This window comes from Marinococcus sp. LNSP9103-4, assembly GCF_056034345.1.
This window is the reverse complement of sequence record NZ_JBQLIA010000035.1, coordinates 1-22,986: the sequence shown is the minus strand read 5'-3', so window position 1 is coordinate 22,986 and position 22,986 is coordinate 1. Positions and strand designations below refer to the sequence as shown.

Annotated in this window: 30 protein-coding genes and 2 pseudogenes; 19 read left to right on the top strand and 13 right to left on the bottom strand. The window is 40.4% G+C overall.

All coding sequences use genetic code 11. The features are described from left to right. Positions 1–213: 213 nt before the first annotated feature. Both ACTRXG_RS15985 and ACTRXG_RS15980 read right to left on the bottom strand, forming a co-directional pair. Positions 214–348 (bottom strand): hypothetical protein, encoded by a 135-nt coding sequence (locus ACTRXG_RS15985; protein ID WP_474285920.1) that lies wholly within the window; start codon positions 346–348, stop codon positions 214–216. A gap of 57 nt (positions 349–405) precedes the next feature. Then, entirely contained in the window at positions 406–618 is a 213-nt protein-coding gene (locus ACTRXG_RS15980) for a hypothetical protein (RefSeq protein WP_474285919.1), read from the bottom strand. A 618-nt stretch (positions 619–1,236) separates the two neighbouring features. On the opposite strand from ACTRXG_RS15980, the gene ACTRXG_RS15975 reads away from it, so the two are divergent. The 4 genes from ACTRXG_RS15975 to ACTRXG_RS15960 all read left to right on the top strand — a co-directional run bounded on the left by ACTRXG_RS15975 (position 1,237) and on the right by ACTRXG_RS15960 (position 2,527). Next, positions 1,237–1,443, top strand: a complete 207-nt coding sequence (locus tag ACTRXG_RS15975; protein ID WP_474285917.1) for a hypothetical protein — start codon at positions 1,237–1,239, stop codon at positions 1,441–1,443. Between the two features lie 27 nt (positions 1,444–1,470). After that, positions 1,471–1,755, top strand: coding sequence for a DUF5839 family protein (locus ACTRXG_RS15970; RefSeq protein WP_474285916.1), 285 nt, complete (start codon positions 1,471–1,473; stop codon positions 1,753–1,755). Positions 1,756–1,845: 90 nt separating this feature from the next. Continuing rightward, positions 1,846–2,193: a type II toxin-antitoxin system RelE/ParE family toxin gene (locus tag ACTRXG_RS15965; RefSeq protein ID WP_474285915.1), complete on the top strand. Its 348-nt coding sequence runs from the start codon at positions 1,846–1,848 to the stop codon at positions 2,191–2,193. A gap of 13 nt (positions 2,194–2,206) precedes the next feature. Beyond that, on the top strand, positions 2,207–2,527 hold the full coding sequence (locus ACTRXG_RS15960) for a helix-turn-helix domain-containing protein (protein WP_474285914.1): 321 nt from the start codon (positions 2,207–2,209) through the stop codon (positions 2,525–2,527). A gap of 511 nt (positions 2,528–3,038) precedes the next feature. On the opposite strand, the gene ACTRXG_RS15955 is transcribed toward ACTRXG_RS15960, so the two are convergent. Then, complete coding sequence (locus ACTRXG_RS15955; protein WP_474285913.1) at positions 3,039–3,308, bottom strand: hypothetical protein; 270 nt, start codon at positions 3,306–3,308, stop codon at positions 3,039–3,041. Between the two features lie 176 nt (positions 3,309–3,484). Here ACTRXG_RS15955 and ACTRXG_RS15950 point away from each other — a divergent pair, with 176 nt between their 5' ends. The 8 genes from ACTRXG_RS15950 (at position 3,485) to ACTRXG_RS15915 (ending at position 10,091) form a co-directional block, all read left to right on the top strand. Next, a complete protein-coding gene (locus ACTRXG_RS15950) occupies positions 3,485–3,748 on the top strand; it encodes a hypothetical protein (RefSeq protein WP_474285911.1) in 264 nt (87 codons plus the stop codon). 39 nt (positions 3,749–3,787) lie between these two features. After that, the gene (locus tag ACTRXG_RS15945; RefSeq protein WP_474285909.1) at positions 3,788–4,000 is read left to right on the top strand and encodes a hypothetical protein; all 213 of its coding nucleotides are present in this window, start codon (positions 3,788–3,790) and stop codon (positions 3,998–4,000) included. 17 nt (positions 4,001–4,017) lie between these two features. Beyond that, positions 4,018–4,305, top strand: a complete 288-nt coding sequence (locus tag ACTRXG_RS15940) for a hypothetical protein (RefSeq protein WP_474285908.1) — start codon at positions 4,018–4,020, stop codon at positions 4,303–4,305. Between the two features lie 189 nt (positions 4,306–4,494). Then, positions 4,495–6,087, top strand: coding sequence for a hypothetical protein (locus ACTRXG_RS15935; RefSeq protein WP_474285906.1), 1,593 nt, complete (start codon positions 4,495–4,497; stop codon positions 6,085–6,087). A gap of 141 nt (positions 6,088–6,228) precedes the next feature. Continuing rightward, the gene (locus ACTRXG_RS15930; RefSeq protein WP_474285904.1) at positions 6,229–6,813 is read left to right on the top strand and encodes a recombinase family protein; all 585 of its coding nucleotides are present in this window, start codon (positions 6,229–6,231) and stop codon (positions 6,811–6,813) included. A gap of 76 nt (positions 6,814–6,889) precedes the next feature. Further along, positions 6,890–7,609, top strand: coding sequence for a hypothetical protein (locus tag ACTRXG_RS15925; RefSeq protein WP_474285902.1), 720 nt, complete (start codon positions 6,890–6,892; stop codon positions 7,607–7,609). A gap of 59 nt (positions 7,610–7,668) precedes the next feature. Continuing rightward, positions 7,669–8,511 carry a hypothetical protein gene (locus tag ACTRXG_RS15920; protein WP_474285900.1) on the top strand — a complete coding sequence of 281 codons (843 nt, stop codon included), beginning with the start codon at positions 7,669–7,671 and terminating at the stop codon, positions 8,509–8,511. Positions 8,512–8,801: 290 nt separating this feature from the next. After that, positions 8,802–10,091 carry a YopA family protein gene (locus ACTRXG_RS15915; RefSeq protein WP_474285899.1) on the top strand — a complete coding sequence of 430 codons (1,290 nt, stop codon included), beginning with the start codon at positions 8,802–8,804 and terminating at the stop codon, positions 10,089–10,091. Positions 10,092–10,366: 275 nt separating this feature from the next. Here the strand turns inward: ACTRXG_RS15915 and ACTRXG_RS15910 are convergent, their stop codons facing one another. The 9 genes and pseudogenes from ACTRXG_RS15910 to ACTRXG_RS15870 all read right to left on the bottom strand — a co-directional run bounded on the left by ACTRXG_RS15910 (position 10,367) and on the right by ACTRXG_RS15870 (position 16,439). Beyond that, complete coding sequence (locus ACTRXG_RS15910; RefSeq protein WP_474285898.1) at positions 10,367–10,687, bottom strand: helix-turn-helix transcriptional regulator; 321 nt, start codon at positions 10,685–10,687, stop codon at positions 10,367–10,369. Position 10,688: 1 nt separating this feature from the next. Continuing rightward, positions 10,689–11,051: a type II toxin-antitoxin system RelE/ParE family toxin gene (locus tag ACTRXG_RS15905; protein WP_474285896.1), complete on the bottom strand. Its 363-nt coding sequence runs from the start codon at positions 11,049–11,051 to the stop codon at positions 10,689–10,691. Positions 11,052–11,443: 392 nt separating this feature from the next. Further along, positions 11,444–11,779 carry a DUF4181 domain-containing protein gene (locus tag ACTRXG_RS15900; protein ID WP_474285895.1) on the bottom strand — a complete coding sequence of 112 codons (336 nt, stop codon included), beginning with the start codon at positions 11,777–11,779 and terminating at the stop codon, positions 11,444–11,446. Between the two features lie 305 nt (positions 11,780–12,084). Continuing rightward, the gene (locus tag ACTRXG_RS15895) at positions 12,085–12,348 is read right to left on the bottom strand and encodes a YcxB family protein (RefSeq protein ID WP_474285922.1); all 264 of its coding nucleotides are present in this window, start codon (positions 12,346–12,348) and stop codon (positions 12,085–12,087) included. Between the two features lie 1,031 nt (positions 12,349–13,379). Next, positions 13,380–13,751: pseudogene (locus tag ACTRXG_RS15890) on the bottom strand (peptidoglycan recognition protein family protein); the annotation flags it as partial. 168 nt (positions 13,752–13,919) lie between these two features. Beyond that, positions 13,920–14,993 (bottom strand): annotated as a pseudogene (locus tag ACTRXG_RS15885) (peptidoglycan-binding domain-containing protein); the annotation flags it as partial. Positions 14,994–15,056: 63 nt separating this feature from the next. Beyond that, a complete protein-coding gene (locus tag ACTRXG_RS15880) occupies positions 15,057–15,512 on the bottom strand; it encodes a hypothetical protein (RefSeq protein ID WP_474285894.1) in 456 nt (151 codons plus the stop codon). Positions 15,513–15,627: 115 nt separating this feature from the next. Beyond that, positions 15,628–15,888, bottom strand: coding sequence for a hypothetical protein (locus tag ACTRXG_RS15875; RefSeq protein WP_474285893.1), 261 nt, complete (start codon positions 15,886–15,888; stop codon positions 15,628–15,630). Then, positions 15,885–16,439, bottom strand: a complete 555-nt coding sequence (locus ACTRXG_RS15870; protein WP_474285892.1) for a sigma-70 family RNA polymerase sigma factor — start codon at positions 16,437–16,439, stop codon at positions 15,885–15,887. Before ACTRXG_RS15870 ends, ACTRXG_RS15875 begins: the two co-directional genes overlap by 4 nt. A gap of 445 nt (positions 16,440–16,884) precedes the next feature. Between ACTRXG_RS15870 and ACTRXG_RS15865 the strand changes: the two genes are divergently transcribed. Next, positions 16,885–17,172 (top strand): phage holin, encoded by a 288-nt coding sequence (locus tag ACTRXG_RS15865; RefSeq protein ID WP_474285890.1) that lies wholly within the window; start codon positions 16,885–16,887, stop codon positions 17,170–17,172. Positions 17,173–17,183: 11 nt separating this feature from the next. Next, positions 17,184–17,483 carry a hypothetical protein gene (locus tag ACTRXG_RS15860; protein WP_474285889.1) on the top strand — a complete coding sequence of 100 codons (300 nt, stop codon included), beginning with the start codon at positions 17,184–17,186 and terminating at the stop codon, positions 17,481–17,483. 93 nt (positions 17,484–17,576) lie between these two features. On the opposite strand, the gene ACTRXG_RS15855 is transcribed toward ACTRXG_RS15860, so the two are convergent. Further along, positions 17,577–18,602, bottom strand: a complete 1,026-nt coding sequence (locus tag ACTRXG_RS15855) for a peptidoglycan-binding domain-containing protein (RefSeq protein ID WP_474285887.1) — start codon at positions 18,600–18,602, stop codon at positions 17,577–17,579. Between the two features lie 448 nt (positions 18,603–19,050). Between ACTRXG_RS15855 and ACTRXG_RS15850 the strand changes: the two genes are divergently transcribed. The 5 genes from ACTRXG_RS15850 to ACTRXG_RS15830 all read left to right on the top strand — a co-directional run. Beyond that, positions 19,051–19,644, top strand: a complete 594-nt coding sequence (locus ACTRXG_RS15850; protein ID WP_474285885.1) for a hypothetical protein — start codon at positions 19,051–19,053, stop codon at positions 19,642–19,644. A gap of 379 nt (positions 19,645–20,023) precedes the next feature. Then, positions 20,024–20,830: a replication initiator protein A gene (locus ACTRXG_RS15845; RefSeq protein WP_474285883.1), complete on the top strand. Its 807-nt coding sequence runs from the start codon at positions 20,024–20,026 to the stop codon at positions 20,828–20,830. A gap of 24 nt (positions 20,831–20,854) precedes the next feature. Further along, positions 20,855–21,205: a hypothetical protein gene (locus ACTRXG_RS15840; RefSeq protein ID WP_474285882.1), complete on the top strand. Its 351-nt coding sequence runs from the start codon at positions 20,855–20,857 to the stop codon at positions 21,203–21,205. Positions 21,206–22,055: 850 nt separating this feature from the next. Next, on the top strand, positions 22,056–22,550 hold the full coding sequence (locus tag ACTRXG_RS15835) for an AAA family ATPase (RefSeq protein ID WP_474285881.1): 495 nt from the start codon (positions 22,056–22,058) through the stop codon (positions 22,548–22,550). A 61-nt stretch (positions 22,551–22,611) separates the two neighbouring features. Further along, on the top strand, positions 22,612–22,986 hold a 375-nt coding region (locus ACTRXG_RS15830), incomplete at its 3' end, for a hypothetical protein (RefSeq protein WP_474285879.1).

The window sequence follows — 22,986 nt, the reverse complement described above, 5'->3', positions numbered from 1 at the left end:
TGAATAATGGTATTCGAGATATCATGCCGACGAGTGAAGTGATGTCGACCCCGTATCAGACCGCAAAAGAAGAAGTGAACGACCGCATGGCGCTTCAGAAGCTGCGAGAAGATAACGCCAGGCAGCAACGATCTTCTGAGGAATCCTGAGGTCGTGATAGGGAGTAGAAGGAAAACAATAACGTCTTGGCTGTTGGCCATGCTAAGCGGCGGGTTAGCCGTCGGCTTTTCGTTCATCCTGAACGACTTTCGCGTGGATGGTCCGTCGTTTATCGGTGTATTTATCGGTGTAACGATGGGGTACCTCCTGACCACGGTTTGGCTTCCCCGCCTGTTCACTCGAAACCATTCAAAATGAATCGTTTGCGAGGAGGTTGTTCGCCATCTAAATGTTTAAACGGAAACGCTAGTCATCGATCGACGTGTTGCTGTGATCTGCCCGGCGCTTTTGCCGTAACCATATGGGGGTTAACAATCCTAGAATGACCCCGCTGATGATCGATGAATCCAAATTATGAGCTAAAGGAGTGTCCGTGATCGTATTGCCCAACAGGCGAAAGCCAACACAGGCTACGGTACTAACGATCATAAGACCGACAAAGAGACCAAGGGTTTTCATGTTTCCGTCCTCCTTATTCTTAGCGATGGATAGAACACGCCTGTTTTCATTGTGATGTAGAGATGATTCCCTGATCGAGTGATCGAATAACGACAACAACTCTTCTTTGAATTTGGGATAGAGATCTTCTTTCCTTGAATGATGTTTCATGGAATGGGTACCAGCTGGCAGTTATTCGCCATCGTGAGAGGGAATCGTTCTAAGCGCGAACTATCATTTCGTTGTCTCCATCGGTTCGCGTCTGGACGGAAGAGCAGCAACAACCCACCTGTCACGAAACCACCGACTTCCAGAACAACCTCCCTGCAACATTCAAAATCCAGAAAGAGCATAAGGGAAAATTGACCCCAGACGAGCTGGGGTGTCCGGCAGTGCCGGACGTTTCGTGGGTACGCCAAAAAAGCCTTTTGTCACAGATTTGTGTACAGCCTGTTCACGGTTTTGTGTACAATATCGGGGATCTTCGACACTTTAGCGTACTGCTTTTGACGCTTGAATAACCGGAAAAGATGCCATTGCTAACCAGAAATTGGCGAAAAACAACCCGTTCATGCCAACCATCAGAGCTTATATTATGTTCCCGATCGAGCTCATTGAATGCTCGAGGTGTGTTTCAACATGAAATCAACTTTGGTATCGAAACGAGCCAGGCTTGTTCATGATTTGAACAAGATCGAGCAATCAAACATGCTTTCCATGGTCACTTATAAGGCCAAGCCAACGAAGCAGTATCATGAACAAAAACAGACGAAAAAGAAACACGAAAGGGTTCAGCTACAGCCTCCATCAGAGCCAAGCAGCCAGCACCATGTTATGCCTCATTGATCATCAACGAGAAAGGAAGAGAGAGTCATGAAAACCAATAATACCATTGCTGCTTTTCATATTATCCGTCGAGAGGAAAACGGTGCGCTGGTGTTAAACACGAACCAGCTATACACCTGGAACATTCCCAAACGCTTGCGCGAAGATCCGATTCAACCGGGAGACATCGTGCTCGTGAATACCAATCACGGACGGCGCACCGTGGTCGTCATGAACGTCTTTCGGGAAGAATTTGAAGAGACCGGGAAACGGTATAAAAAGGTCGTGAGCGTGGTTGAACGAGCGCCTGCTTCCCCCGCCCAAGAAGCGTAACGATCCATCCATGGTGTTATTCATCTAGCATCCATACATATTGAATAACCCTATCATATAGGGTAAAATAGAAGGGTATTAGGAGGGCTTATGCATCGAGAATTCATCTATACCCCGACGTTCGATAAACGCTGGGAACGACTGAAGTTGTCGGATACCGATTTACGAGAGCTGGAGCAACTGTTACTGGAAGATCCGGAACGGGGAGATACGGAAACAGGAACCGGGGGCATTAAAAAAATGCGTTTTGCTCCGTCCCGTTCGAATCAGGGAAAAAGTGGTTCGTACCGCGTGGTTTATGTCAATATCCCCGTGACCGATCGAACGATTTGTATTTTGATTTTCACCAAATCGGAACAAGCAAGCTTATCGAAGGAAGAAAAGAATGAATTAAAGAAGCTATCCATCCAGTTGAAACAACTATATGGCCAGCCATAAGGAGGCGTTAGACATGGGCTCTTCTCTTTTTGACGAGATGAAAAAAAGCATGGAAGAAGCAGTGGCTTTTGGCGAAGGCGATCAAACGAAAGGCCGGCGAAAAAACGTCGCCATTAAAGCTTTGCAAGTGTTTACGCCGGAAGAGATTAAGCAATTACGCGAGCAGCTGCAGTTTACCCAACGTGTCTTTGCCCAGGTTTTAGGAGTTTCTACTAAAACGGTGGAGGCATGGGAAAAGGGAACGAATACGCCAAGTGGTTCCTCTCGTCGGCTTCTCGAAATTTACTGGAACCATCCTGATATTGCCGAACAAGAAGTCACAGAAAACGTGTGAGGGCATCGAGCATAGATGTGGAAGCATCAAACAAAAGAAACCTAGCCGTTCTCGATGTTATCGCTTCGAACGGCTAGGTTTTGTTTACATAGCAGATCATAATTTCATCTACCGTAATCGTTTTACCAAAACCGAGTGGCCATAATGCAGATCATCGGCATATCTTGTAGCAAATATCTCAAAGAGTGCCTTTACTCTGGTTTTCTAAGTTTTTTTATTAAAAGAATACTTGTAACTATGCCCCCACATACCCCGCCTATAATGGCCACATCAAAATTATGATCCCACGGCATGTTCGTTATGATGTTTCTAAGAATTCGAAAGCTTAACCCGATAATGATAGATGCCATCGTAAGTCCTATAAAAATACCCAGTGTTTTCATCTTTATGATCCTCCCGGCTGACATAGACCATTCAACATGCTTCTAATCTTTTTGTATTGCCTATGTTTCTCTAAATGTTTCTTTATGAATGGTTTCTTCTCTGCATCTCATGATGCGAACGCTCCGTATTACCGGATCCATCCATAGGTGAGCCCAAGACTCAGAAGGCCACCGCCGGCATTAATGATCCCCACAACGATCATCACCGTAATGAGTAGACGCCGCCACTCTCCCTCGTACTGCCGATAAAATTCCCGGGCCATACTGAACAAAAATATCGCAAAAATAAGACTGAAGTAACCACTGGGAAACGACAGCAGGCCAAACAATGATAAAAAATGAATGATAAGAACTCCTATCAAAATACCAACAATGATTTTTAGGTAGGTCGGGATCATAGTTCTCCTCCTAGTGATTCGTCACATCGATGCATGGACGCAGGGCCGTCTTCCCCATGCCCATAAGCGGGGATGCTCTTTATTGAACGAACATCATGGATAACGCTTCCTACGTTGGGGTATAAAAACCGTAAGGATATGTTAGGAATAATTCCCAGGATAAAGGAGAACAAACCATGACTACGTCCCGAACGACGTTGCCGAAACGAAAATTATACCCGCTTGTCACGGCAGGCATGCTGCTGATGGCTGCTGTACTTACGCTGGTTGCCCTCGAATATACGCGAATGGGAGTGTTCCTCTTAGTCTACGGGGTAGGGGCTCAGCTCATCGTCCGCGCCGTATTGGAATGGACGGAGAGCATCCGCACGTTTTATTGGCGGTTACTGCTGGGAGCAACGATTCTCTTGGTGATGCTCTCTTTCCACCTGGTTTCCTGAAGATACTTCGAAGAAGGACAGGAAAGGAGAAGTCACGGGATGAAACTTATCGGCATGATCATCAGCATGGGCGTCTTAGCGATGATCCTTCAAACAGCAATCAATGGTGTTGCGAATCTCATGAATGGACTGGCCTTTTGGCATTCATGGACCGATCGCATCGACATGGCCCTGGGACTGGGCGTGATCCTTGGGACCGGGATATGGATTCGTCGAACATTTCCTCTGAAGAAACAGGGAGATCCTAGATAAGGAAAGGGAAGGCGGACATGGGTACATGGTATTCGTTTGGCATGGCCTTGGCTCTGATCGGCATCATTTCCCTCCTATATGGTTGGTTCTACGATCGCAACCTTCTCATTGGCTTCATTTTCTTGATAGCAGGGATGATCGTAGTCATGGTGCGTGCCAATAAGCGGAACGAGGAGCGTTCCTTTTGGTGTCGTATCGGTTTTCATCATTACGAACTGGTAGGCGGAGACGAGGACTTGAATTCAAGAATGGTGTATCAATGCAAGCGTTGTGAGAAGAAGAAAAGGGTTTTTCGTGCCGTGTAACAACGAGGAGGAAGCAGAAGACCTCCGAAGTTCTTTCATGTTCCCGAGAAGCATTGCTTCAGACTAAATTTCATCTACCGTACTTATTAAAAATTTAATTACCATAATGTGGATTATCAGTAGTTTTTTATTCTTGAATTGTAATATTAAGTGCAACACCTAAAAAAATAATAAGGAGAGTGAAAGCATATGGATGAACAATTTCGTAAGTTAATAGGCGATACTAAGGTGTTTATCACACATAAAGATTTATATGGCCGAAAGGCAACGAAAGAGGAAATTATTTCCGATATAGAGGAAATTAACACCGAAGCAGCTTTAAGTATTTTATCTGGATTTTCCATACTGAATGGAAAATCTATGCAGGATATAAAAGAAATAATTACTGAAAAGGTGCAAAATCAAGATTTTGAAGATCAATTAGTGCCATTTGAATTGAGCAATCTTCTTTATACTATGAAGTGGTTTTTAGCTTACGGTAATTTAGAAACGTCAGAGCAAACGGTTATCGATTTGAAAAATATTGATGCAGTATTGAGCGTAATTTTGAAGATATCAGATTTTATGATTGATGATGTAAAAACTACACAAGAATTCGAGCAAGAAATCTTTAAGAGTAGGTTATTTTTAAGAGACGAAAATATTGATAGGTCTTTATTACGCCAGCATATCATGTTTGAAGAAATTGCTAGAAACCCTAGTAACTTTAATGAAAAAGATTTCATCAACATACATACTGTATTCGAAGGAAATTTTCAATACAGTATACAAGAATATGTTTCTGTTCTGTTTGCTTTAAATACTCCAAGTGTACAAAAAATATCACTAGAAGAATTAATGCAGGGAAAGATGCTTATAGATCCAGAAACATTTTTTAATAAGTTTAGAAATAAAGAACGGGCAAGAAAAATTAGTCAGGAAATTACCATTAATCCAGCGAAACTTCAAGATTGGGCCAAAGAAACTCTTGGAAATTCTTTTGATTATGAAGAAATGTTAACTACACCTTTATTAAAAATCAGGAACAAATTAATCATAGTTTCTCCAGGTTTTATGAATGCGTTAATATTTGAGGGTCTTTTTTATAAAATTGCTAGCTGTTTTAGTGGAGTTACTTTTTTCGAATTTTATGGGAAACTATTTGAACAGTATGTAACTGAATTGTTAAAAGAAGCTACTGAAAGTTCAAAATTAGAATATCAATATATACCTGAATTCCCCTATGGAAAAAGAAATGGTTCAAAATCGTCTGACTCATATGTAAGACTTGGCGAAAAATTAATGGCTTTCGAATGCAAAGGGGGCCGTATTTCTAAAGATACTAAAATAGAGAATTTTGGCAAACAAGCTGAGAAGGATTTTTCGAAATATGCAATTAATCCATTAATAAAGCAAGCAAATAAAAGATATGAAGAAATTATTAGTAAAAAACCAGAAAAATTTGAAGGAGTGAAAAGCGTTTATTTAAACGCTGTCTCAAATCATTCCTTTCCTAGAACTCCTACTTTCCAAGATTCTTTAAATGAAGAAGAATTTCATCCAGATATAAAGTGTGTTGATTATATGGGTCTTTACGATATCGAGATTTTAGCTTATATAATTGAAAATTACGAAGAAAGTGTTTTTGAATTTGAAGATCGTAAAATTAGGAATGAAATTTATATGCCATATCCGAATTATTTTCTTAAATACTACGGTCCCATTAAAAAAATAAATAAACATGATACTAAACTAAAAGAAATACTAGAGGATATTAATAAAAATATATTCAATAATGGTTAATATCTAAAACCCTTAACTTCTGGACAACGCATTAAACACCCCGTTTTTGACGAGAAAAACGGGGTGTTTTCTATCTAAAAGTTCGTCTATAATATAATGTACAATACATAACAGACTTTTAGACACTTTGGAGGGACACCCATGACCCAACGCATTGGCTATGCGCGCGTTTCGACCTTTCACCAGGATTTCAGCTCCCAGCAGCAGCTGTTGGAAGAAGCCGGCTGTCATCGCATCTTTACCGAAAAGGTGACGGGAACAACCACCACCGAGCGAGAACAATTACAAGAAGCCATTCGGTACGCCCGCCCCGGTGATACCCTGGTGGTAACCAAAATTGATCGGCTGGCCCGTTCCATTATTGATCTGAACAATATCGTTCATGAACTGGCTGCGGAAGGCATTTCCGTCTTATTTCTGAAAGATAACATGGAATTTCACGCCGGAGAGGACACCAACAGCATGCAAACATTACTTTTCAACGTGCTGGGGAGCTTTGCGCAGTTTGAGGCCGACCTGATCCGGGAGCGCACCACCGAAGGACGGGAACGGGCGAAGGCCCAGGGCAAACATATGGGTCGCCCGGGCCAATCCGACAAGGCGGTTCAACAAGCTTTGCAGCTCTTCCAGAACCGTGGCACCAATAAGATGAGCGTGAATGATATCGTGAAAGTGACGGGCGTTCCCCGTTCGACGATTTATGCTAAAAGGAGAGAGAGGAAGTAGCGTAGAAATTATTAAGAGATAGTTATCATTTCTATTAATTGGCTCGTCTTGTGAGAACAAAATTGGGGGAAAAATAATGAACTTCAACAGACAGTTATATGATTTGTATGAGCAGCATTGGGATTCCTTAGTAACCTCAGTCAATCAACTACCAAAAGCAGAAAAACCTGCTCATCCACTGCTATTGCAATTACCAGACGAACGAGACTACAAACAAGCAGATATTAAAGTGATGTTTGTGGGCCAGGAAACAAACGGGTGGAAGCAAACGTTCGGCTCTCGGTCTATTGCAGATCTTCAAGAATCTTATTGTAACTTCATCACAAGTAAAACATCGAAAAACTCCATCTTTTGGACATTTATCAAAAGTTTTATGCGTAGTTTAGAAAGGGCTAATCCGAATGATTCTTTATCAATGACTTGGAATAATATCTATAAATTAGGTCGTGTAAATGACTCAGGATCTCCTTCCGAAACTATCCGTGAAATTGAGTACGATAATTTTAATGTATTTGAAAAAGAATTAACCATTCTTCAACCTGATATTATTGTTTTTTTTACTGGGCATTCTTACGATAAAGCTCTACAAAGACACCTTCCAGGGATAGAAATTGTTTCTATTGAAGAAAAAAACAAAAACCAAATAGCTTTATGTGAACACCCTGTTCTACCACCAACAACTATTCGTACTTATCATCCTAAACACTTAAATATGTTAAAACCAGAAAAACATGAGTTTCATCGAGAGACACCCAAAGATATAGTAGTAGATCATTGGTTTATTACTTCTAAGTAAATATTTATGATTAATTACGGTATTTGAAATTAAAAATTTTATTGAAAGGACACTTTATTATGACCAACCGAAGTATAGAAGAAAAATTATATATTGATTCTAGTTTGTATAGTCCAATTGAAATTACCGACGAAGAATTAGAACGTGTTATTGCAATTGAAAAACATCAGTTTGATACTTATTGCGTCTATTGTAGAAATGATTCTACTTTTAAATATAGAAGAAGGGTGTCAAAAGATCATCATGATGATGCTAACTTCCCTGAAATAAGAGGGGAGGCATCTGGAAGTAATAGAAACATAAGGAAAAAAGAATTAGATAATAAACCAATTATTCTAACTTTTGAGTGTCAGAGAAACTTAGAACACAAATATGAATTCATTTACAGGTTTTTAATTGAAGAACGTAAAGCTATAAAAATTGGCCAAGAACCTTCAGTAGCAGACATAGCTATTGAACAAATTAAAAATTACAAAGATATATTACCCCAAAGCGAACAACGCTTTTATACAAAGGCTATTGGTTTGTATGCTAACGGTGTAGGAATAGGATCTTTCGTTTATTTAAGGCGTATTATGGAAAATTTGGTACTTGAGACTTTTGAAAAGGCAAAATTGGATTTGGAAGAGAACCATGAGGAATTTTCTCGAAAACATATGGACGAAAAAATAAAAAGCTTAAAACAACACCTACCAGAAGTATTAGTCGAAAATAGAAAAATATATGCTATTGTGAGCAAAGGTATTCATGAATTAACTGAAGAAGAATGTTTAGAAAAATTCACTCCCATCAGACTTGGAATTGAGTTAATTTTAGATGAAAAAAAATATTTAAAAGAAAAAGCAGAAAAAAGACACCAATTTCGCAATTTTATTTCTAGTGAAATCAGTAAACCTAAATAGAGCTTTTTAAATTCAAACTATTTCCTAAGAAGGTTAGTAATATTAATTGTGCATATTGATCGCCAGCAGCCGTGAACATACGCATTGAATTAGAGAAAGGCAAGCAGCTCACCATTCCTATTGAACAGATTCGCTATGTAGGCTGTGGGTAATAACATAAGTAACCCCCTGGATAACCAGGGGGTTACTTGAATAGTTTACTCATTTGTTTTTTACTTTATTAAAGAAAATGTTTTATATTTATCAAAAGTATATTTTAGCGAGTAATGATTTTTGAGTGGAGGTATTTTATGAGTGCTATTAAAGCAGTCGAAGCAATAGACTCAAGTTTTTTTAAAATCGAAAATGAAGTTCTTATATATAAAGGGAATTTTGTCCTGCAAAACCAAACTGAGTACATTAATCTGAACGGAGCTGTTGTTTTTTCGTTTATGCCGAATCCTTCTATTACATTCAGAGGTGAATCTAAAGAACCTGTTAATAGTGGCATAATAGGAAGCACCAATAATATTTTGAGTGTTCCTGGCATGAATCCTACTAGAGTAACCTTAGATTTAATGCAGAATAGTCTTTCAGTAAAAGGAGAAGTAAACTATCAAATACAGGATAATAAAGATCCGTACATAGAAAGTTATTATCTGCATGTGACTAACTTCATAAAATATCGCGGCCATCATCTTTACAAAGAAAAGTTTGATTTTCAAGGTGGCGTTAGCTTTGATCATGATAAATGGGAGATACAATTACATATGCGCCATGATTTTAAAACTAAAAAGGTATTTCCTGAATTAAAAGATCATAATGGATATAACATCACTCATATCATTAAAATTAATAAAAAAGACGGTACTGAGTTCAAAGTAAGTGAAACTTCTGGCATAGAGGAAGTTCTCGTTTCAGTTTTTGGCCTTTCTGCTGGAAGGCATATAGGTATGCCTATAAAAATAGGGGTAAAAGAAAATGAAAGTGTTTATCGCAATTTTTCCATACCTAAGATGAGCCCTTTTAAAAGCTTGCCTAACTGGTTTCCTAAACGAAAAGGGAGAGTCCTTAAGAACCTTTTTAATAATATTTCAATTGAATTTGAAAAAGATGATTTCATAAAAAGAATTATTAAAGAAACCATTCATTGGTATATTGAATCATTAAACACGACATTTATAGAAAGTAAAACAATTAATGCCCAAATAGCTTTAGAAAAACTTTCTTATGTCTTATTAACTCAAAAAACAACACCAACTATTAGTGAAAGCCAATTTAAAAGCAATAATTTCGGTAAAAACTTAGAATTAATATTAGGAAAAGCTGCTATTGAAAATCAATTAGCGGGGGAATATTCAACATTCAGCAAGGATTTTACCTCAGGTTCTTACTTATTAGCAGAATACAGAAACCATATAGTTCACCCGAAACCAAAGAAGAAGATGGATAACTATTCTTTTCGTGAAAAGATTTTAATAGCTCAATTAGGAGCGTATTATACAGAAAGACTTTTATTATACTTAATTGATTATGACGATGTGCTTTCTAATCGCCTGAAAAATTTAATGATAGGGCACTATGACGATTTCTCAGACTAACCGGGTGGGGTGTCTCTGCATCTCTTCGTATAGGCTATGCAAGAAACACTTCCGATAATCATTATGTAAACTAAATACGGAGCAAATGCCTGACATAGAGGGGTTCATTTTCAAGACAAAAAACAATGAAAATATGGAAAGTATAATGCTGAATTAGTGGGGGATTAAGTGGTTAGAGCCTACTGGATCCTAGTTTTTCGTATGTAAAAGAACAGTATATGAAATTTATTTAATGACAAGTAAATAACCTTACGCTGTATTAGCATAAGGTTATTTTAATGAGCCACTAAGTCTTTATCAGTTTTTTCACTGTCTGTATCTCTAGTAATCATTAATCTTGCTCCTACATGAGTTAGCATTGATTGAAGAGTATTGATCGTAACATTTTGTGACCCATTCTCTAGCCTAGAAATAAGCGATTGCTGCACTCCTACTAAGTCTGCAAATTCTTGTTGAGTTAAATCCAAATCAAGCCTAAGGCCAATTAATTCAGATCTCAATTCAAAATTAATTTTTTCTCTAGGATCTTCCCAAATTTCTTTAAATTCAGGATCTCTTTCTGCTCTTTTTTTAGCATAACGGTCTGCGAATCCCATATTATTCACCCTTTCTCTCTAACCAATCATCGCGTAGCCTTACAGCTTTATCAATTTCTCTTTGGGGAGTTTTTTGGCTTTTTTTAGCAAATCCATGAGTTAAAATTAAAATGGTGCTTTTCCAATTAAAAAAGAATATCCTGTAGATATTATTGCTAAATTGAACTCTCAACTCATAAATATTTTCATGCTTAAAGTAGTCAATATGGGGCCATCCCCATCTTGGCCCGTAAGTTTCTAAAAGTTTAATATCTCTTTCTACTTTAGCAGCACTTTTGGCTGGCAAACTATCTAGGAATTCTTCTACATAGTCTTTTCCATCTTCTGTTGTATAGGACTCTGCTTCCCAGTCTAAATTATCCATAAAATTATGCCTCATAAGTTATATTTGGTGTAATCATTATTATAAGGCATTACTATTGATTTGTCTAAACTACTTATAATAAAACTTAATTTTTATATGTACGGCTATCTTTTCGTTGTTTGACACTTATACATGGACCTCCCTGGATACATTCTTCTGTTTTTTTATCTTCCAGACGGCTCATGTGTTTGTTATATTGAAAGCTATTATTTCAACATATGGCAATTTTTATGTTTATAAATCGCCAAAAAATCATGTGTAAACCGTGTGCCAAAAAGCTGTACTTTTTGAGAGGTCATTTAATAAAGAAGCCGACCTTCATGAACAAGTCGACTGTTTGATTAGATATGCTGCATAGAGGAAAAGCATTCTTCTTCGTTGGACATAGATTTTCACAGAAGCGGTCCCACTCCCAACCATTGAAGACAAATTGTGATGAAGATCAGCCATACCACGGTTCCTCCCATACTCAACCATTCATAGCGATAATTATCTTTATTATTGCTCACCTGCTTCCATAAATAGGTGCCTACAACCATGTATAACAGGAAGCAAGGACCAAAGATCGCGAGGAAAATCAAAGGAACATAGGCTCCGTCCAGATTAATGATGAAGACCAAAGGAAGCATTAGCACTGAGAACCACAGGGAGATTTTCCGATGAGTATCATTAGCATATTTCTCTGGGCGTTTTTGGCCATTGCGCTGAACATACCATCGTTGAGCCAAAAAGAAAACAGCCCATACCCCTCCAAAAATCACCACAATACCTAGCAAAATTTCTATAAAAGACCATAGATCCGAAATGATTAAGCACTCTCCTTCTCTCCTGCGTTTTGTTCTTCATGATACCCTCCAATAAAAGGACAACGAATCTTTTGCGTACTTATCTTCGTTAAGAAACATTTCATATTATACTGAAAAATTTAATTAATATAACCGCGATTATTAACAGTCTCGATGAAAACAAACACCAGCTGTTACTATTAAACTTGGTTGGGGTCTTTCTATATCATTAAATTTTTTGCTATGCCTTATACCTGTTTATGTAAAATCTCTTTGAATGCAGAAACATCATCCGAGGAAGCAAAAAACCGTTTTGGGATGACAAATGCATAGTTTTTAGACACGTAAATCAAGAACATGTCCGATAATTCTTTTTTTTTATACACATCTGACCACAGAAGCACTTTGGAGCCCGTTTCCTTTTGCATCATATGAAGACCCTGCTCGTCAGCTTCATATCGTTGCTCATATTTTAATGAAGCGTTACTCCGATATTCTTGCTTTGCCTGCATTAAAAATAAAACAATGAGAACTAATGCTTCCAAAGCCGTAAACATTGCTGTGTAAACCAATAATCGAAATGCAGAAGGATCGATCAATATCAAAACGAGCATAAAACCAATAACTGCGCTCAAAGCAATGGTGCCAAATATTCTCACTTTCATGCGATTCAAATAAAATGTTTTGAATTCTTCTTCTGTGATAGTTCCTCCAAATGAATGTTGAATAAAGCATTTCCCCTTTTTTACATTTAAAACTTCTTTCTAAACACAATTGGTTCTTTATCCCATTAAAATAATGAAATAAAGAACCAAAAAATTCAATACTATTATTCATTTTTTAATCAATTACTAATCAAAAACGATAAAGCTAATGCTGTAGCAGTAAGTGCTGCTGCCTGAGCAGCATAAAAGGCTAATAATGCAATGCCAAGCACAACTAAAACAAAAACTAACCCTACTTTCAAAGTGTCAAAATTAATATCGAAATTTTCAATTTCTTCAATTGTCAATGTTTCTAGTAGTTGTGCATCTGTGTTCGGAATATCGTGAAGAATTTCCGCGGTAAAGTAGCTCACAGTAAGAAAAGGTGCAGACCAACTCCAACTGAAATCGCCGATTTCACATCGTATTTCTTCTAATAGATTAATGTTTTTATCTCCAAGTATATTATCAAACTCAATTCGAAGTTCATTTACATCTTCAATGCTTTCACCATTTCGGCTAACTCCTTCATCAATCATTCGATTTAAAAGCTGGTCAAAATAATCTTGGATACTTTCTTTACCACTAATACTATTATCTACATTAATAGTCCAGTCTGGTTCTTCTTCCAAAATTAAAGTTCCTGATAGGCTTCCTTCAACAGGTCCAAAATCTATTGGATAACTCACGCTAAAGTCAGGACTATTTTCACTTAAATCTTCGTTTAGTTCCTCATTTAAAATATCATCAAATAACGATTCAGGTTGATAAGTTTTGGCCTCTTTATCACTTACATTTGAATTTTCTACCTGGGTGCGGAATTCTTCAAACCCGCCGCTCAAAATATTGGTCGGACAATTTTTGCCACTCCAATGCCGGTGAGGCACGACATTCGACAGCGAGATCCCATAGTCATTCATCAGCCGTTTGACCAGAGCTGCCGCATTCCGGCGCGTTTGGCTGAAGTTCCCGTCGCTGTTCACACACATCTCTATACCAATACTGTTGGTGTTGCCGTCTCCACTGCCGTCTCCCGCATGATACCCGGTTTCGTAAGTGGGGAGGTGCTGATAAATCGTCGTGCCATCGTCTACCGTGAAATGCCACGAGGCAGCCGTATCGGGGCTCCTCACATAGTTGTTGTGGGATTCTGCATCTGCTCCTACTCCTGTGCTGGCCGTTTCATGCACCGTGATATAATCCGGAGACATTTCAATTCCCGGACGGTTGTTATTTTCAGGAGGAATCAGGTCTACGACAATGTCGAGGTCTCCAATGCTCCCGCCTTCAATATTGTCATCCAGATCGGAATCCGGAATCGATGGTCCCGGGAGATCGCTGTCTCCTGATGACCCATCATCGTTCTCCAGGGCTTCCATGGTTTCCGGCCCGGCAATGCCGTCGACCGTCAATCCATTAGCTTGTTGGTACGATCTCAAGGCGGTTTCTGTGCCCGATCCGAAGATGCCGTCAATGGGCCCTGGCGAAAAACCAGCGTCTTCCAAGTCCTGTTGAAGGTCTTCGACTGCGGTTCCCTGATCTCCTTCGCGGAGCAACGAATCATCACTGCCGGAATCGCCACTCTCGTTTTCATCCAGCGAACCCATCGTTTCTGGACCGGCAATGCCGTCGACTGTCAATCCATTGGCTTCCTGGAACTCCCGCACTGCGTCTTCCGTATTTGGACCAAAAATCCCATCGGTGGCCCCAGGGGAAAAACCGGCTCCTTCCAAATCTTCCTGTAAATCCTGTACAGCTTGACCCTCATCGCCCTGTTGAAGCGACGATCCACTGCCGGAAGAACCTTCTTCCTCCAGAGAACCCAGAGTCTCGGGTCCGGCGACCCCATCGACGGTAAGTCCATTAGCTTCCTGGTACTCCCGCACAGCATCTTCTGTGTTTGGACCGAAAATGCCGTCGGTGGCTCCAGGAGAAAAACCAGCGTCTTCGAGTTCCCCCTGCAAACGCTCGATCGCCGATCCTCGATCCCCCAGACTGAGTACCGATCCACTGTTTCCGGAATTACTGTCCTCTAGAGATCCGAGTGTTTCGTCTCCCGCAATGCCGTCGACTGTCAATCCATTGGCTTCCTGATAATTGAGCACGGCGTCTTCCGTGTTCGGACCAAAAATGCCGTCGGTGGCTCCAGGCGAAAAGCCGGCTGCTTCCAACGCTTGCTGCAGATCTTCGACTTCGGACCCTTGATCGCCCAGCCGCAGCGTGGAACCATCACCAGATCCTCCACCATCTTCCTCTAAAGAACCAAATGTTTCGTCTCCCGCAATGCCGTCGACTGTCAGCCCATTGGCTTCTTGATAATCGCGAACCGCCGCTTCCGTATTTGGACCAAAAATGCCGTCGGTGGCTCCAGGCGAAAAGCCGGCTACGGATAGTGCTGCTTGAAGGTCTTCAACGGCCTGACCTTCATCTCCCAATCGTAATGTTTCACTCATTGTATCTGTCTCCTTATTGTTATTATTGGATGGTTCCTGCTTCATAATGGGGAATGCATCGTCTTATCGCATGGATTGTTGTTGCTCATTCGTCCAAGTCACCGCTTGAACGGCCTCATGCCTTCGGTCGGCTACTTTCGAGGTCGTACAACCCAGCACCGAAGCAATAGCTTCGTCATCATAACCGTGAAATATTTCTAAATACAGCAATGCTTTGGCCGGCGGGTGTAATGATTCCATCCGGTCTAGTTCTTGGACCGTGGGCAATAATTCAGCAGAAACCTCTGCTTGGCCATGTTCGTCCAATCGGTTATTCATTTCTTGAATCATCCGTACTTTCATGACAAACCATTCGAACCGTCGATCCAATGTATCGGACGCCTCCGAGTTGTTTTTTTCGATGGCTGCTTGCAGCAACTGATCATGACCATCTTGTTCAAAGAATTTTTTTACCAATGGATCCTCAAAAAAAGAGGAATTCTCTTCCCTAAAAGTTCTGAGGGATTTCGTCTGCAACATTTCACCTCCTATCAATTGCTTCAGGAAAGAAAGACACGTAAGTTCACTCGATAACAACCAAACAGAAACATTTGTTCGTATTTTTCCGAAAAAATTTTTGCTTCTGCTCGTTTTATTATTCTCGAAGGTAATCCTCAATAGAGGGAACTTCTTTCCATTCATAGTTTCGGACCAATTGCAGGAGTTTCAGTCGCAGTTCTTGTTCTAAATCATCTTTTTGGTTTTGATGCGTTTGGTTTAACGATTGTTGAATTTTCGGTTCCATACGCTCCATGATTTCCACAAACGCTTCCCATTGGCCTTCTTCATCATGCTGTTGTACCTGTTCGACTAAATCGATGAGCATCTGCTGCTTGTTCCACTCTCTTTCTGTCATAACCTCTCCTCCTGGTATCTTCTTCTCATTTGATCCAACGCTCGTTGCTTCAACTTTGAAATCGATTGTTGTGATTGGGAAAACCGCTCTCCGATCTCTTTATCGGTATAGCCGTAGACAAAAGAAAGGTCCAGCACTTGCTGTTGTTTGTCATTCAACTGGTTCCAAACCTGATCCAACAAACTGGATTCGAACGGATTCCGAAGGGATCTCCCCTCCTTCGATGAATCAGGAACGGTGTCCGTAATCTGTTCATGATAGGAAAACCCTTCGGGAACCGGCTGATCCAACCAGGCCTGATTTCGATCCAAAAACCGCCGTTCTTTTTGATCAAAATGGACAGCCGTGTAATGAATACTCTTAGCCAAATACGAAACGAGCCGTTGTTCATGAATAAATCGCTGAAAAGCTTGTTCTACCATGTTTTTATTTTCTTTGCTGGGGGTCCGCACGTAAGTAATCAACAATTGGTACGACGATGGGTCCTTTAAAAAGGTTTTCCATAATTCATAATATTTAGGCTTTGCGCGTGGAACACATGCATGATTCATATAAACAACCTCCAAAATAAGAACGTATGTTCGTTTAAAAAATAGCATATCATTCAAAAATTGGTAGTTCAATGTCTTTTTTCCTAAAAAGTTTTGGTTACAGGTTGTTATTTTTGTCGAAAATTACCTTTTATTCCTATACCAAGAAGGAGGGATAGAGCGTGAAATATCCAGCTACTATGGTTTTTATTCAAGATACATGTTTTCACTGTTTTCGCCAGCTCGATTGGATGCAAACCTATGGGTACTCTTTCGTAACCAAAGATATATCTCAATGGGCCAATTATCTGGAATTTCTTCATTACGAGGGAACTGTTGTGCCTCTGACCGTTCGGATCACTTCGCAGAAAGCGGTCCTGTCTCATCAAGGATTCGAGCCCGAGAGCCTTTCCACGCTTCTCTCGAAATCATAAGAATCTGCAAATAAACTTGAAAGGAGGTGTCCATGATGCCAACAACCAAGCAATCACTGGGTAAACTCGTACAACTGTTTCAAAATCACCCTCAGTATCCGGTATGGAAAGGCATTGCTTTATTTATTAGCGTGCTTTTATTGTCTGTTCGTCATCTTTTAGAATCTTTTTTTGGCATTTCTTTGAATACAGGTGCATGGGGTGCTTTGGCTGATCTTTTGTTTGCCGGTGTAGTCATTTACGCCGCTTATAAAAACAATTACTTTGGCAAGAAAGGCCAAAAACAACTTAGCTTATTGAAAAAAGAACGTCTCGAGTAGGTGATACATGCATGAAGCAGAAAAACTATTTAGGAAGGAAGCATACCGAAGCATGCTTAGAGGAAAACCGAAACATGGATATATGCTGGGGATGTCTTTGGAACGACATGCATACACTGTATCAAGAAATGGAGCAATTAGAAGCTCGTCAACAATCCGATAAGGAGGAGCTGCAAGCAGATATCCGTCACTGGAAAACGCTGCAGCACAAACAACAGCAGGAAAACCGACGGAACATGATCGCCCTTAGTAGCGTCTTTACCGCCTTGCTTTCGCCTTTTATTACTTTCTTTTTAACTACATTTTTCTAATCATAGATGAGGATCTTTTTGCTTTTTCTAACCAGCAAACCAATGACAAAAGCGAGCGTGGCTGTCCACGCTCGCTTTTGATTCGTTGTTTTATTATCGTAATTCAGAATCCAAGACGGTGAGCGTTTCACCGATATCCTGGATTTCATCTGGCGAAGGTGCTCCCTCTTCTTTTGGCACGGTGCCTTCCACAACAAACTCCGTATCATCTTCAAAGACATAGAACCCAAAGGAGAATTCATCTCCCCAGTCGGTAACCGAATAGTAGCCTGTACCACCATTGTCTAAAGAAACTTCTTCATACGATTCGTCGTCTGTCACAATTGGTTTTACACTGGCACTGGTATCTTGACTCACGTACACTCGGACATCATTGCCATCGCTAAAGGACTGAAGGATCTTGCCGTCTCCATTATCCGCTTCCGCCTGCGCGTCCCAATCTGCCGGATAATCCAATTGGTAGCCAAACCGGGTATTCACATAGCGTTCTGTATCGTCACTTTCCGAGGAAGATCTTTCTTCGTTAACCTCCGTTTCTTCATTCTCCTCACTCGTCGGTGTGGAGGCCATGGCTTCCCGGGTTTCTGGCCCAACAATACCATCCACGGTCAGTCCGTATTGCTGTTGGAATGCTTCTACATTCTGTTTCGTTTCTGGACCAAAGATGCCGTCAATCCTGGTATCAATACCTTCGTCATGGAGACATTCCTGCACCATTTCGACGTCTGCTCCTGTGTCTCCCTGCGTGATTAGACCGGTAGGCTCATGCATAGAAGACTCCATAGCCCCGAACGTTTCCGGCCCTACAATGCCATCGACGACCAGGTCACGATCCTGTTGAAATTGTTGCACATTGGCTTTCGTTTCTGGACCAAAGATGCCATCCACTGCTGTCGCAATTCCCGCTTCATTCAAGTCCTGTTGAATATCTACAACTATATCTCCCCGGGCCCCTTCCATAACGAGTGACGTCATCGACTCCTGATGACTCGAAGGTGCCTTATCTTCTGCCTTCTCCTGTCCTGCATCATCGGTCCCGGAAGCAGCAGCTGTTAGTGGCAGCACTGTAACGCCGGCAGCCAGCGCAGTTGTTGCTGCCCATCTATGTATACGTTTCATTTATCAAAACCCCTTTATGTAAGTATACCAACGATATTCCCATATCCTCACTTTTAAAACAATACATAGGCTAAAAGTTATAAAATGTAAAAACTTTCGGTTTATTTGTTCGCAATTCTTTTATTGTTTTTCGATCGCAGAACATTCTTTAACAAAAGTTACTGGTTTTTGTCGCAAACGCTCTAAAACAGTAGTTACCATAATGGCCCTTATCGGAAGTTATAAACTATAGAAGCTATAGCTCTTTATCAATACGTTAGTATAGCAACTATAGTCAACTAAAATTCAAATTAAGAAAACAATTTAAAATACACGTTTTCAATGGTCTAGTGTTTTTCATTAATGAATGTGCTATATTTGCCATAGACATTTTATATCAGCCATATTAGGTAGCATAGTTGCTATATCAACAAGTATGGTTGCTATAGAGAGAGGTGGTATAGCTGATATGGAAGTAGAATATCGAATTAAACATCTAGCAGACGATTTAAATATTTCTTCATCTGCGGCTCGAAAATATTATGCAATGGTTGAAGAACAGCGTTCTAAAAAGTTTGAACGAAACAGACATGGATATGTAATATTCAATCAGCAAGACGTCGCTCTTTTCAGGAAAATGCTTGAATATAGAGATGAGTATGAATTTAAGCTCCAAGATGCTATTAAGTATGCTATATCTGCCATAGATGGTGAGGATGTGTCAGAAGAGGTTGTTTCTAATAATGATAACCCTATGGAATCTTTAAAATTTCTTAGTAAAGAAGTACATCGACTAAATAATTTACTTGAATCTCAACAAGAAGAAGCTTCTAAAAGAGAAGATCTGCTTTTGAAAATTGTTCAACAACAGCAAGAGTCTATTTCTCGCATTGAAAACAAATTGGATGAGCGAGAAGAAACCAAACAAATAGCTGAAAGTTCCGAAGACGAAACTGAAGAAGCCTTTGAGGACCAAGAGGAACTATCGTTAGAAGAAGATGACACACAAAAAGAAGTGCCGGAAAAAAAGAAAAGTTTTTGGGTTAAACTGTTTGGTGGTTAATAAAAAAGAAGTCGCACCTGGAGGGTTACGACTTCTTTACAAGGGATGGCTATATGTACTAAATAAAGCCAAATTACAGTTTACTTTAGGTTGGTAACATTTTCAAATAAGTTTGCCTAAGCAATTTAAGTACGTTAATATATATCTAATAACATAGAAAGAAGCCAGTGCTGGTAACACTGGCTTCAGTCGGGGCTCCCCCAACAAAAAAGGTAAAGATGATTCTGTCTGATAGCAGAATAGTTATTTAAGTAGATTCTAACACATATGAAGATACGTGCAAGTATTTTATATCTGCTCAAATTCTATTTCGATACTTATGACAGCTAGTAAGTAATGGGGGAGCTCTTTATCTAAAAACAGATAGGAGCTTTTTATTATGTCTAATTATTACAATATCTATGAAGAATTTCGTTTAAAGCATGTTCAAATCCCTAAAGTATTTTTTACCAATAAAGAATACAGCAGCATGAGAAATGATTCTAAAATTGCGTGGGCTATTCTCGCCGATAGATTTAACTTGTCCATAAAAAATAACTGGTTTGATGATGACGGAAACATTTACTTTATTTATACCAATGAGGACCTGGCTAGAATTCTCAATATGAGTAAACGCAGCATAGTAACTATAAAAAAAGAATTGATTGAGAACGATCTGTTAGAACAAGTAAAAGTAGGTCAAAATAAACCAAATAAACTTTATATTAAAAAGCCAGTGGTAGAAAAAGAAGATGTTTATGAAATTCAAAAACAAGAATCCGATATAGGATCTGAACCCAGTAATGACAAGGAAGTGCAAAATTTGCACTTCCCTGGGGGTGCAAATTTTGCATCTCCGGAAGTGCAAAATTTGCACCCGAGTAATACTGAGGTTAATAATACTGAGGTTAATAATACTGACATTGTTAACAAGAACGTTGACAATTCTTCATTGGAATCTCGAGATACGTCTGATATAGAAAAAGAATACATTCAAGAAGGCTTATCGCCCGATGTCATTCAACGAGTCAAAGACGAAATTGCCAACAAACAAGAACCAGTCCGTCATTACGAAGCCTATCTTCGAACATGCCTGGACAATACCTTACATAAGCACCGCCTGAAACGAGACATGATTGACCAGCCATATCCACATTTACCAGCTGATCATCCGTTGAACTATAACTGGCTGCAGGATGGCTCATAACTCCATAGATGGAAGGGTGATTCGATGGCAGGAACCATCTCTAAAATCAATCGAAGTGTGAAACAGTTGGAAAAGGAATTAACGACGATCGGCTTTATGGTGGATATCGACGTGGATGCCAACGGAGCTACCCATTACCTGATCGTCAATGAGGGCCAGGTTCCGGGCATCACGGTCAGCGATCGTCGATCCAAAGGAAAAAAGCGTGCGTCGTGGGCCGCGGAAGTGGTCGTCACAGCTCCCACCGAAACGTATGAGATCAATACCTATCAGGATCCAGAAACCAAGCAGCCGTTTACCCATTACGTCGTGTCCTCACACAAAGCGAACAAAATTCCGAAACTCTGGAAAGCCTTTGGAGAAGATGCAACGTAACCACCGTTGGTTAGGAGTAACCCCTAGAGCAAACACAGCAAGCACCAGAGGATCATTCCTATCTCATTAGACTTAGGGGAAGAGAACAAACAGCCAAACGCTTCTGTGGCTTCTCAGGGCCTTTCAAGATGTACAATACGGTTTCGCCTATCGAACGGAGGGAAGCTTCGGTTTGATAGAACCAAACGTTGGTGGTTGCCGCAACCATTTCTCCATCGTTCTAACGGTATATGGTCTAACGAATGATGCGTCTAACTGCTGGAAGAAAGCGAAAAAGAGCCCTCACAGGAAACGTCAGCGTGGGCGCTCAATACGCTATCAAGACATCATGAAAGAGACCGTTGTTGTTTGGATGTTAGGCATGCATGAACCAGGTTTTGTCTTTATTTGGACCGATCACCTGCCATAAGAGCCTCAAAACCAGTACGCCAAAGTGTCGAACATCCCCGATGTTGTACACAAAACCGTGCACAGGCTGTACACAAATCTGTGACAAATGGCCTTTTTGAAGATATCAAGCAAAAACCCCGGCACTGCCGGGGATAGCACGACGTGATATCATTTTTCCCTTATGCTCTTTCAACTTTTTTGATCTTACAGGGTACGTGTCCTGTAACTAGAATGGCTGATAACCAGTAGGTGGTCGAAAACCGGATGGTCTTTCGTCAGATTGCTATGGACATCGGATGCAGAGGCATGAATAAAAAGAGCCTTTGTTTGATCTCCTTTTTGTCGAAAACGAGAGAGGTTAGAGAGCTTTTCTGCACAAGTACTTTGCTTATCATGAGGACGTTGTTAAGCATGTTTGGAACATATTCATGCGCCTAAAACGAGGAACAGGAGGAGAATCATGGCGAAGGTCATTGTGATACGTGGAAATTCGGGCAGTGGAAAAACGACGGTGGCACAACGAATCCAAACCATATTAGGTCCAGGAAGTTTGTTGGTTTCGCAAGACATCGTTCGCCGGGACATGCTAGGAGTCAAGGATAGGCCCAACAACTTATCCATCGGACTAATACAAACAATGATCGAGTACGGCATGAATTATTGTCCATATGTGATTATTGAAGGCATACTAGCGGAGGACAAGTATGGAACCATGCTCAGAGAAACGTTAGCTACTTCCGAAAAGGTGATTGCTTATTACTATGATTTGCCCTTCGAAGAAACGGTAGCGAGGCATCAGACGAAAAATCAGCCTGACTTTGGGGAAGCCAGCATGAAATCATGGTTCATCGAACAGGATTTTCTTGGATTAGAAAACGAACAACGCGTGACGAAAGATATCACTGAAGAAGAGATGGTGATCAACATCCTTGCAGATGTAAAGGGCACTAATTGAAAACTAAACCATGGCATTTGGTTAACTCAAGTGTTTGGCGAATAGAAGGAGGAAGGATCGCATGAAACGTATTGATACACGTTTAAAACTGTCCGAAGATACGGCAACCTATGTAAAAGAACAACAGGAAGCGAAAGGCTTATCCTCGTTAACCAAAACCATTGAACACCTGCTGCAAGAACACAAAAACGAAGAGGAACGACGCGCGGAACAAGCCTATTGGACGTCCATGATGATCGAGACCGTACAGGAGAAAGTGCAACAAGAACTCCAATGGCATTTCAAACAACTGCAAGTCGGGGTGAATCGGACGGACCGCCATTCGCAAATGCTCTTAGAACTGATGAATGGGCTCATGTTGAATAATGGTATTCGAGATATCATGCCGACGAGTGAAGTGATGTCGACCCCGTATCAGACCGCAAAAGAAGAAGTG

What these genes read in the sequence shown, in the direction of transcription:
- ACTRXG_RS15985 (WP_474285920.1), bottom strand. Translation starts at nt 348, where the DNA reads ATGGTTTCGAGTGAACAGGCGGGGAAGCCAAACCGTGGTCAGGAGGTA.
- ACTRXG_RS15980 (WP_474285919.1), bottom strand. Translation starts at nt 618, where the DNA reads ATGAAAACCCTTGGTCTCTTTGTCGGTCTTATGATCGTTAGTACCGTA.
- ACTRXG_RS15975 (WP_474285917.1), top strand. Translation starts at nt 1,237, where the DNA reads ATGAAATCAACTTTGGTATCGAAACGAGCCAGGCTTGTTCATGATTTG.
- ACTRXG_RS15970 (WP_474285916.1), top strand. Translation starts at nt 1,471, where the DNA reads ATGAAAACCAATAATACCATTGCTGCTTTTCATATTATCCGTCGAGAG.
- ACTRXG_RS15965 (WP_474285915.1), top strand. Translation starts at nt 1,846, where the DNA reads ATGCATCGAGAATTCATCTATACCCCGACGTTCGATAAACGCTGGGAA.
- ACTRXG_RS15960 (WP_474285914.1), top strand. Translation starts at nt 2,207, where the DNA reads ATGGGCTCTTCTCTTTTTGACGAGATGAAAAAAAGCATGGAAGAAGCA.
- ACTRXG_RS15955 (WP_474285913.1), bottom strand. Translation starts at nt 3,308, where the DNA reads ATGATCCCGACCTACCTAAAAATCATTGTTGGTATTTTGATAGGAGTT.
- ACTRXG_RS15950 (WP_474285911.1), top strand. Translation starts at nt 3,485, where the DNA reads ATGACTACGTCCCGAACGACGTTGCCGAAACGAAAATTATACCCGCTT.
- ACTRXG_RS15945 (WP_474285909.1), top strand. Translation starts at nt 3,788, where the DNA reads ATGAAACTTATCGGCATGATCATCAGCATGGGCGTCTTAGCGATGATC.
- ACTRXG_RS15940 (WP_474285908.1), top strand. Translation starts at nt 4,018, where the DNA reads ATGGGTACATGGTATTCGTTTGGCATGGCCTTGGCTCTGATCGGCATC.
- ACTRXG_RS15935 (WP_474285906.1), top strand. Translation starts at nt 4,495, where the DNA reads ATGGATGAACAATTTCGTAAGTTAATAGGCGATACTAAGGTGTTTATC.
- ACTRXG_RS15930 (WP_474285904.1), top strand. Translation starts at nt 6,229, where the DNA reads ATGACCCAACGCATTGGCTATGCGCGCGTTTCGACCTTTCACCAGGAT.
- ACTRXG_RS15925 (WP_474285902.1), top strand. Translation starts at nt 6,890, where the DNA reads ATGAACTTCAACAGACAGTTATATGATTTGTATGAGCAGCATTGGGAT.
- ACTRXG_RS15920 (WP_474285900.1), top strand. Translation starts at nt 7,669, where the DNA reads ATGACCAACCGAAGTATAGAAGAAAAATTATATATTGATTCTAGTTTG.
- ACTRXG_RS15915 (WP_474285899.1), top strand. Translation starts at nt 8,802, where the DNA reads ATGAGTGCTATTAAAGCAGTCGAAGCAATAGACTCAAGTTTTTTTAAA.
- ACTRXG_RS15910 (WP_474285898.1), bottom strand. Translation starts at nt 10,687, where the DNA reads ATGGGATTCGCAGACCGTTATGCTAAAAAAAGAGCAGAAAGAGATCCT.
- ACTRXG_RS15905 (WP_474285896.1), bottom strand. Translation starts at nt 11,051, where the DNA reads ATGGATAATTTAGACTGGGAAGCAGAGTCCTATACAACAGAAGATGGA.
- ACTRXG_RS15895 (WP_474285922.1), bottom strand. Translation starts at nt 12,348, where the DNA reads ATGCAGGCAAAGCAAGAATATCGGAGTAACGCTTCATTAAAATATGAG.
- ACTRXG_RS15880 (WP_474285894.1), bottom strand. Translation starts at nt 15,512, where the DNA reads ATGTTGCAGACGAAATCCCTCAGAACTTTTAGGGAAGAGAATTCCTCT.
- ACTRXG_RS15875 (WP_474285893.1), bottom strand. Translation starts at nt 15,888, where the DNA reads ATGACAGAAAGAGAGTGGAACAAGCAGCAGATGCTCATCGATTTAGTC.
- ACTRXG_RS15870 (WP_474285892.1), bottom strand. Translation starts at nt 16,439, where the DNA reads ATGAATCATGCATGTGTTCCACGCGCAAAGCCTAAATATTATGAATTA.
- ACTRXG_RS15865 (WP_474285890.1), top strand. Translation starts at nt 16,885, where the DNA reads ATGATGCCAACAACCAAGCAATCACTGGGTAAACTCGTACAACTGTTT.
- ACTRXG_RS15860 (WP_474285889.1), top strand. Translation starts at nt 17,184, where the DNA reads ATGAAGCAGAAAAACTATTTAGGAAGGAAGCATACCGAAGCATGCTTA.
- ACTRXG_RS15855 (WP_474285887.1), bottom strand. Translation starts at nt 18,602, where the DNA reads ATGAAACGTATACATAGATGGGCAGCAACAACTGCGCTGGCTGCCGGC.
- ACTRXG_RS15850 (WP_474285885.1), top strand. Translation starts at nt 19,051, where the DNA reads ATGGAAGTAGAATATCGAATTAAACATCTAGCAGACGATTTAAATATT.
- ACTRXG_RS15845 (WP_474285883.1), top strand. Translation starts at nt 20,024, where the DNA reads ATGTCTAATTATTACAATATCTATGAAGAATTTCGTTTAAAGCATGTT.
- ACTRXG_RS15840 (WP_474285882.1), top strand. Translation starts at nt 20,855, where the DNA reads ATGGCAGGAACCATCTCTAAAATCAATCGAAGTGTGAAACAGTTGGAA.
- ACTRXG_RS15835 (WP_474285881.1), top strand. Translation starts at nt 22,056, where the DNA reads ATGGCGAAGGTCATTGTGATACGTGGAAATTCGGGCAGTGGAAAAACG.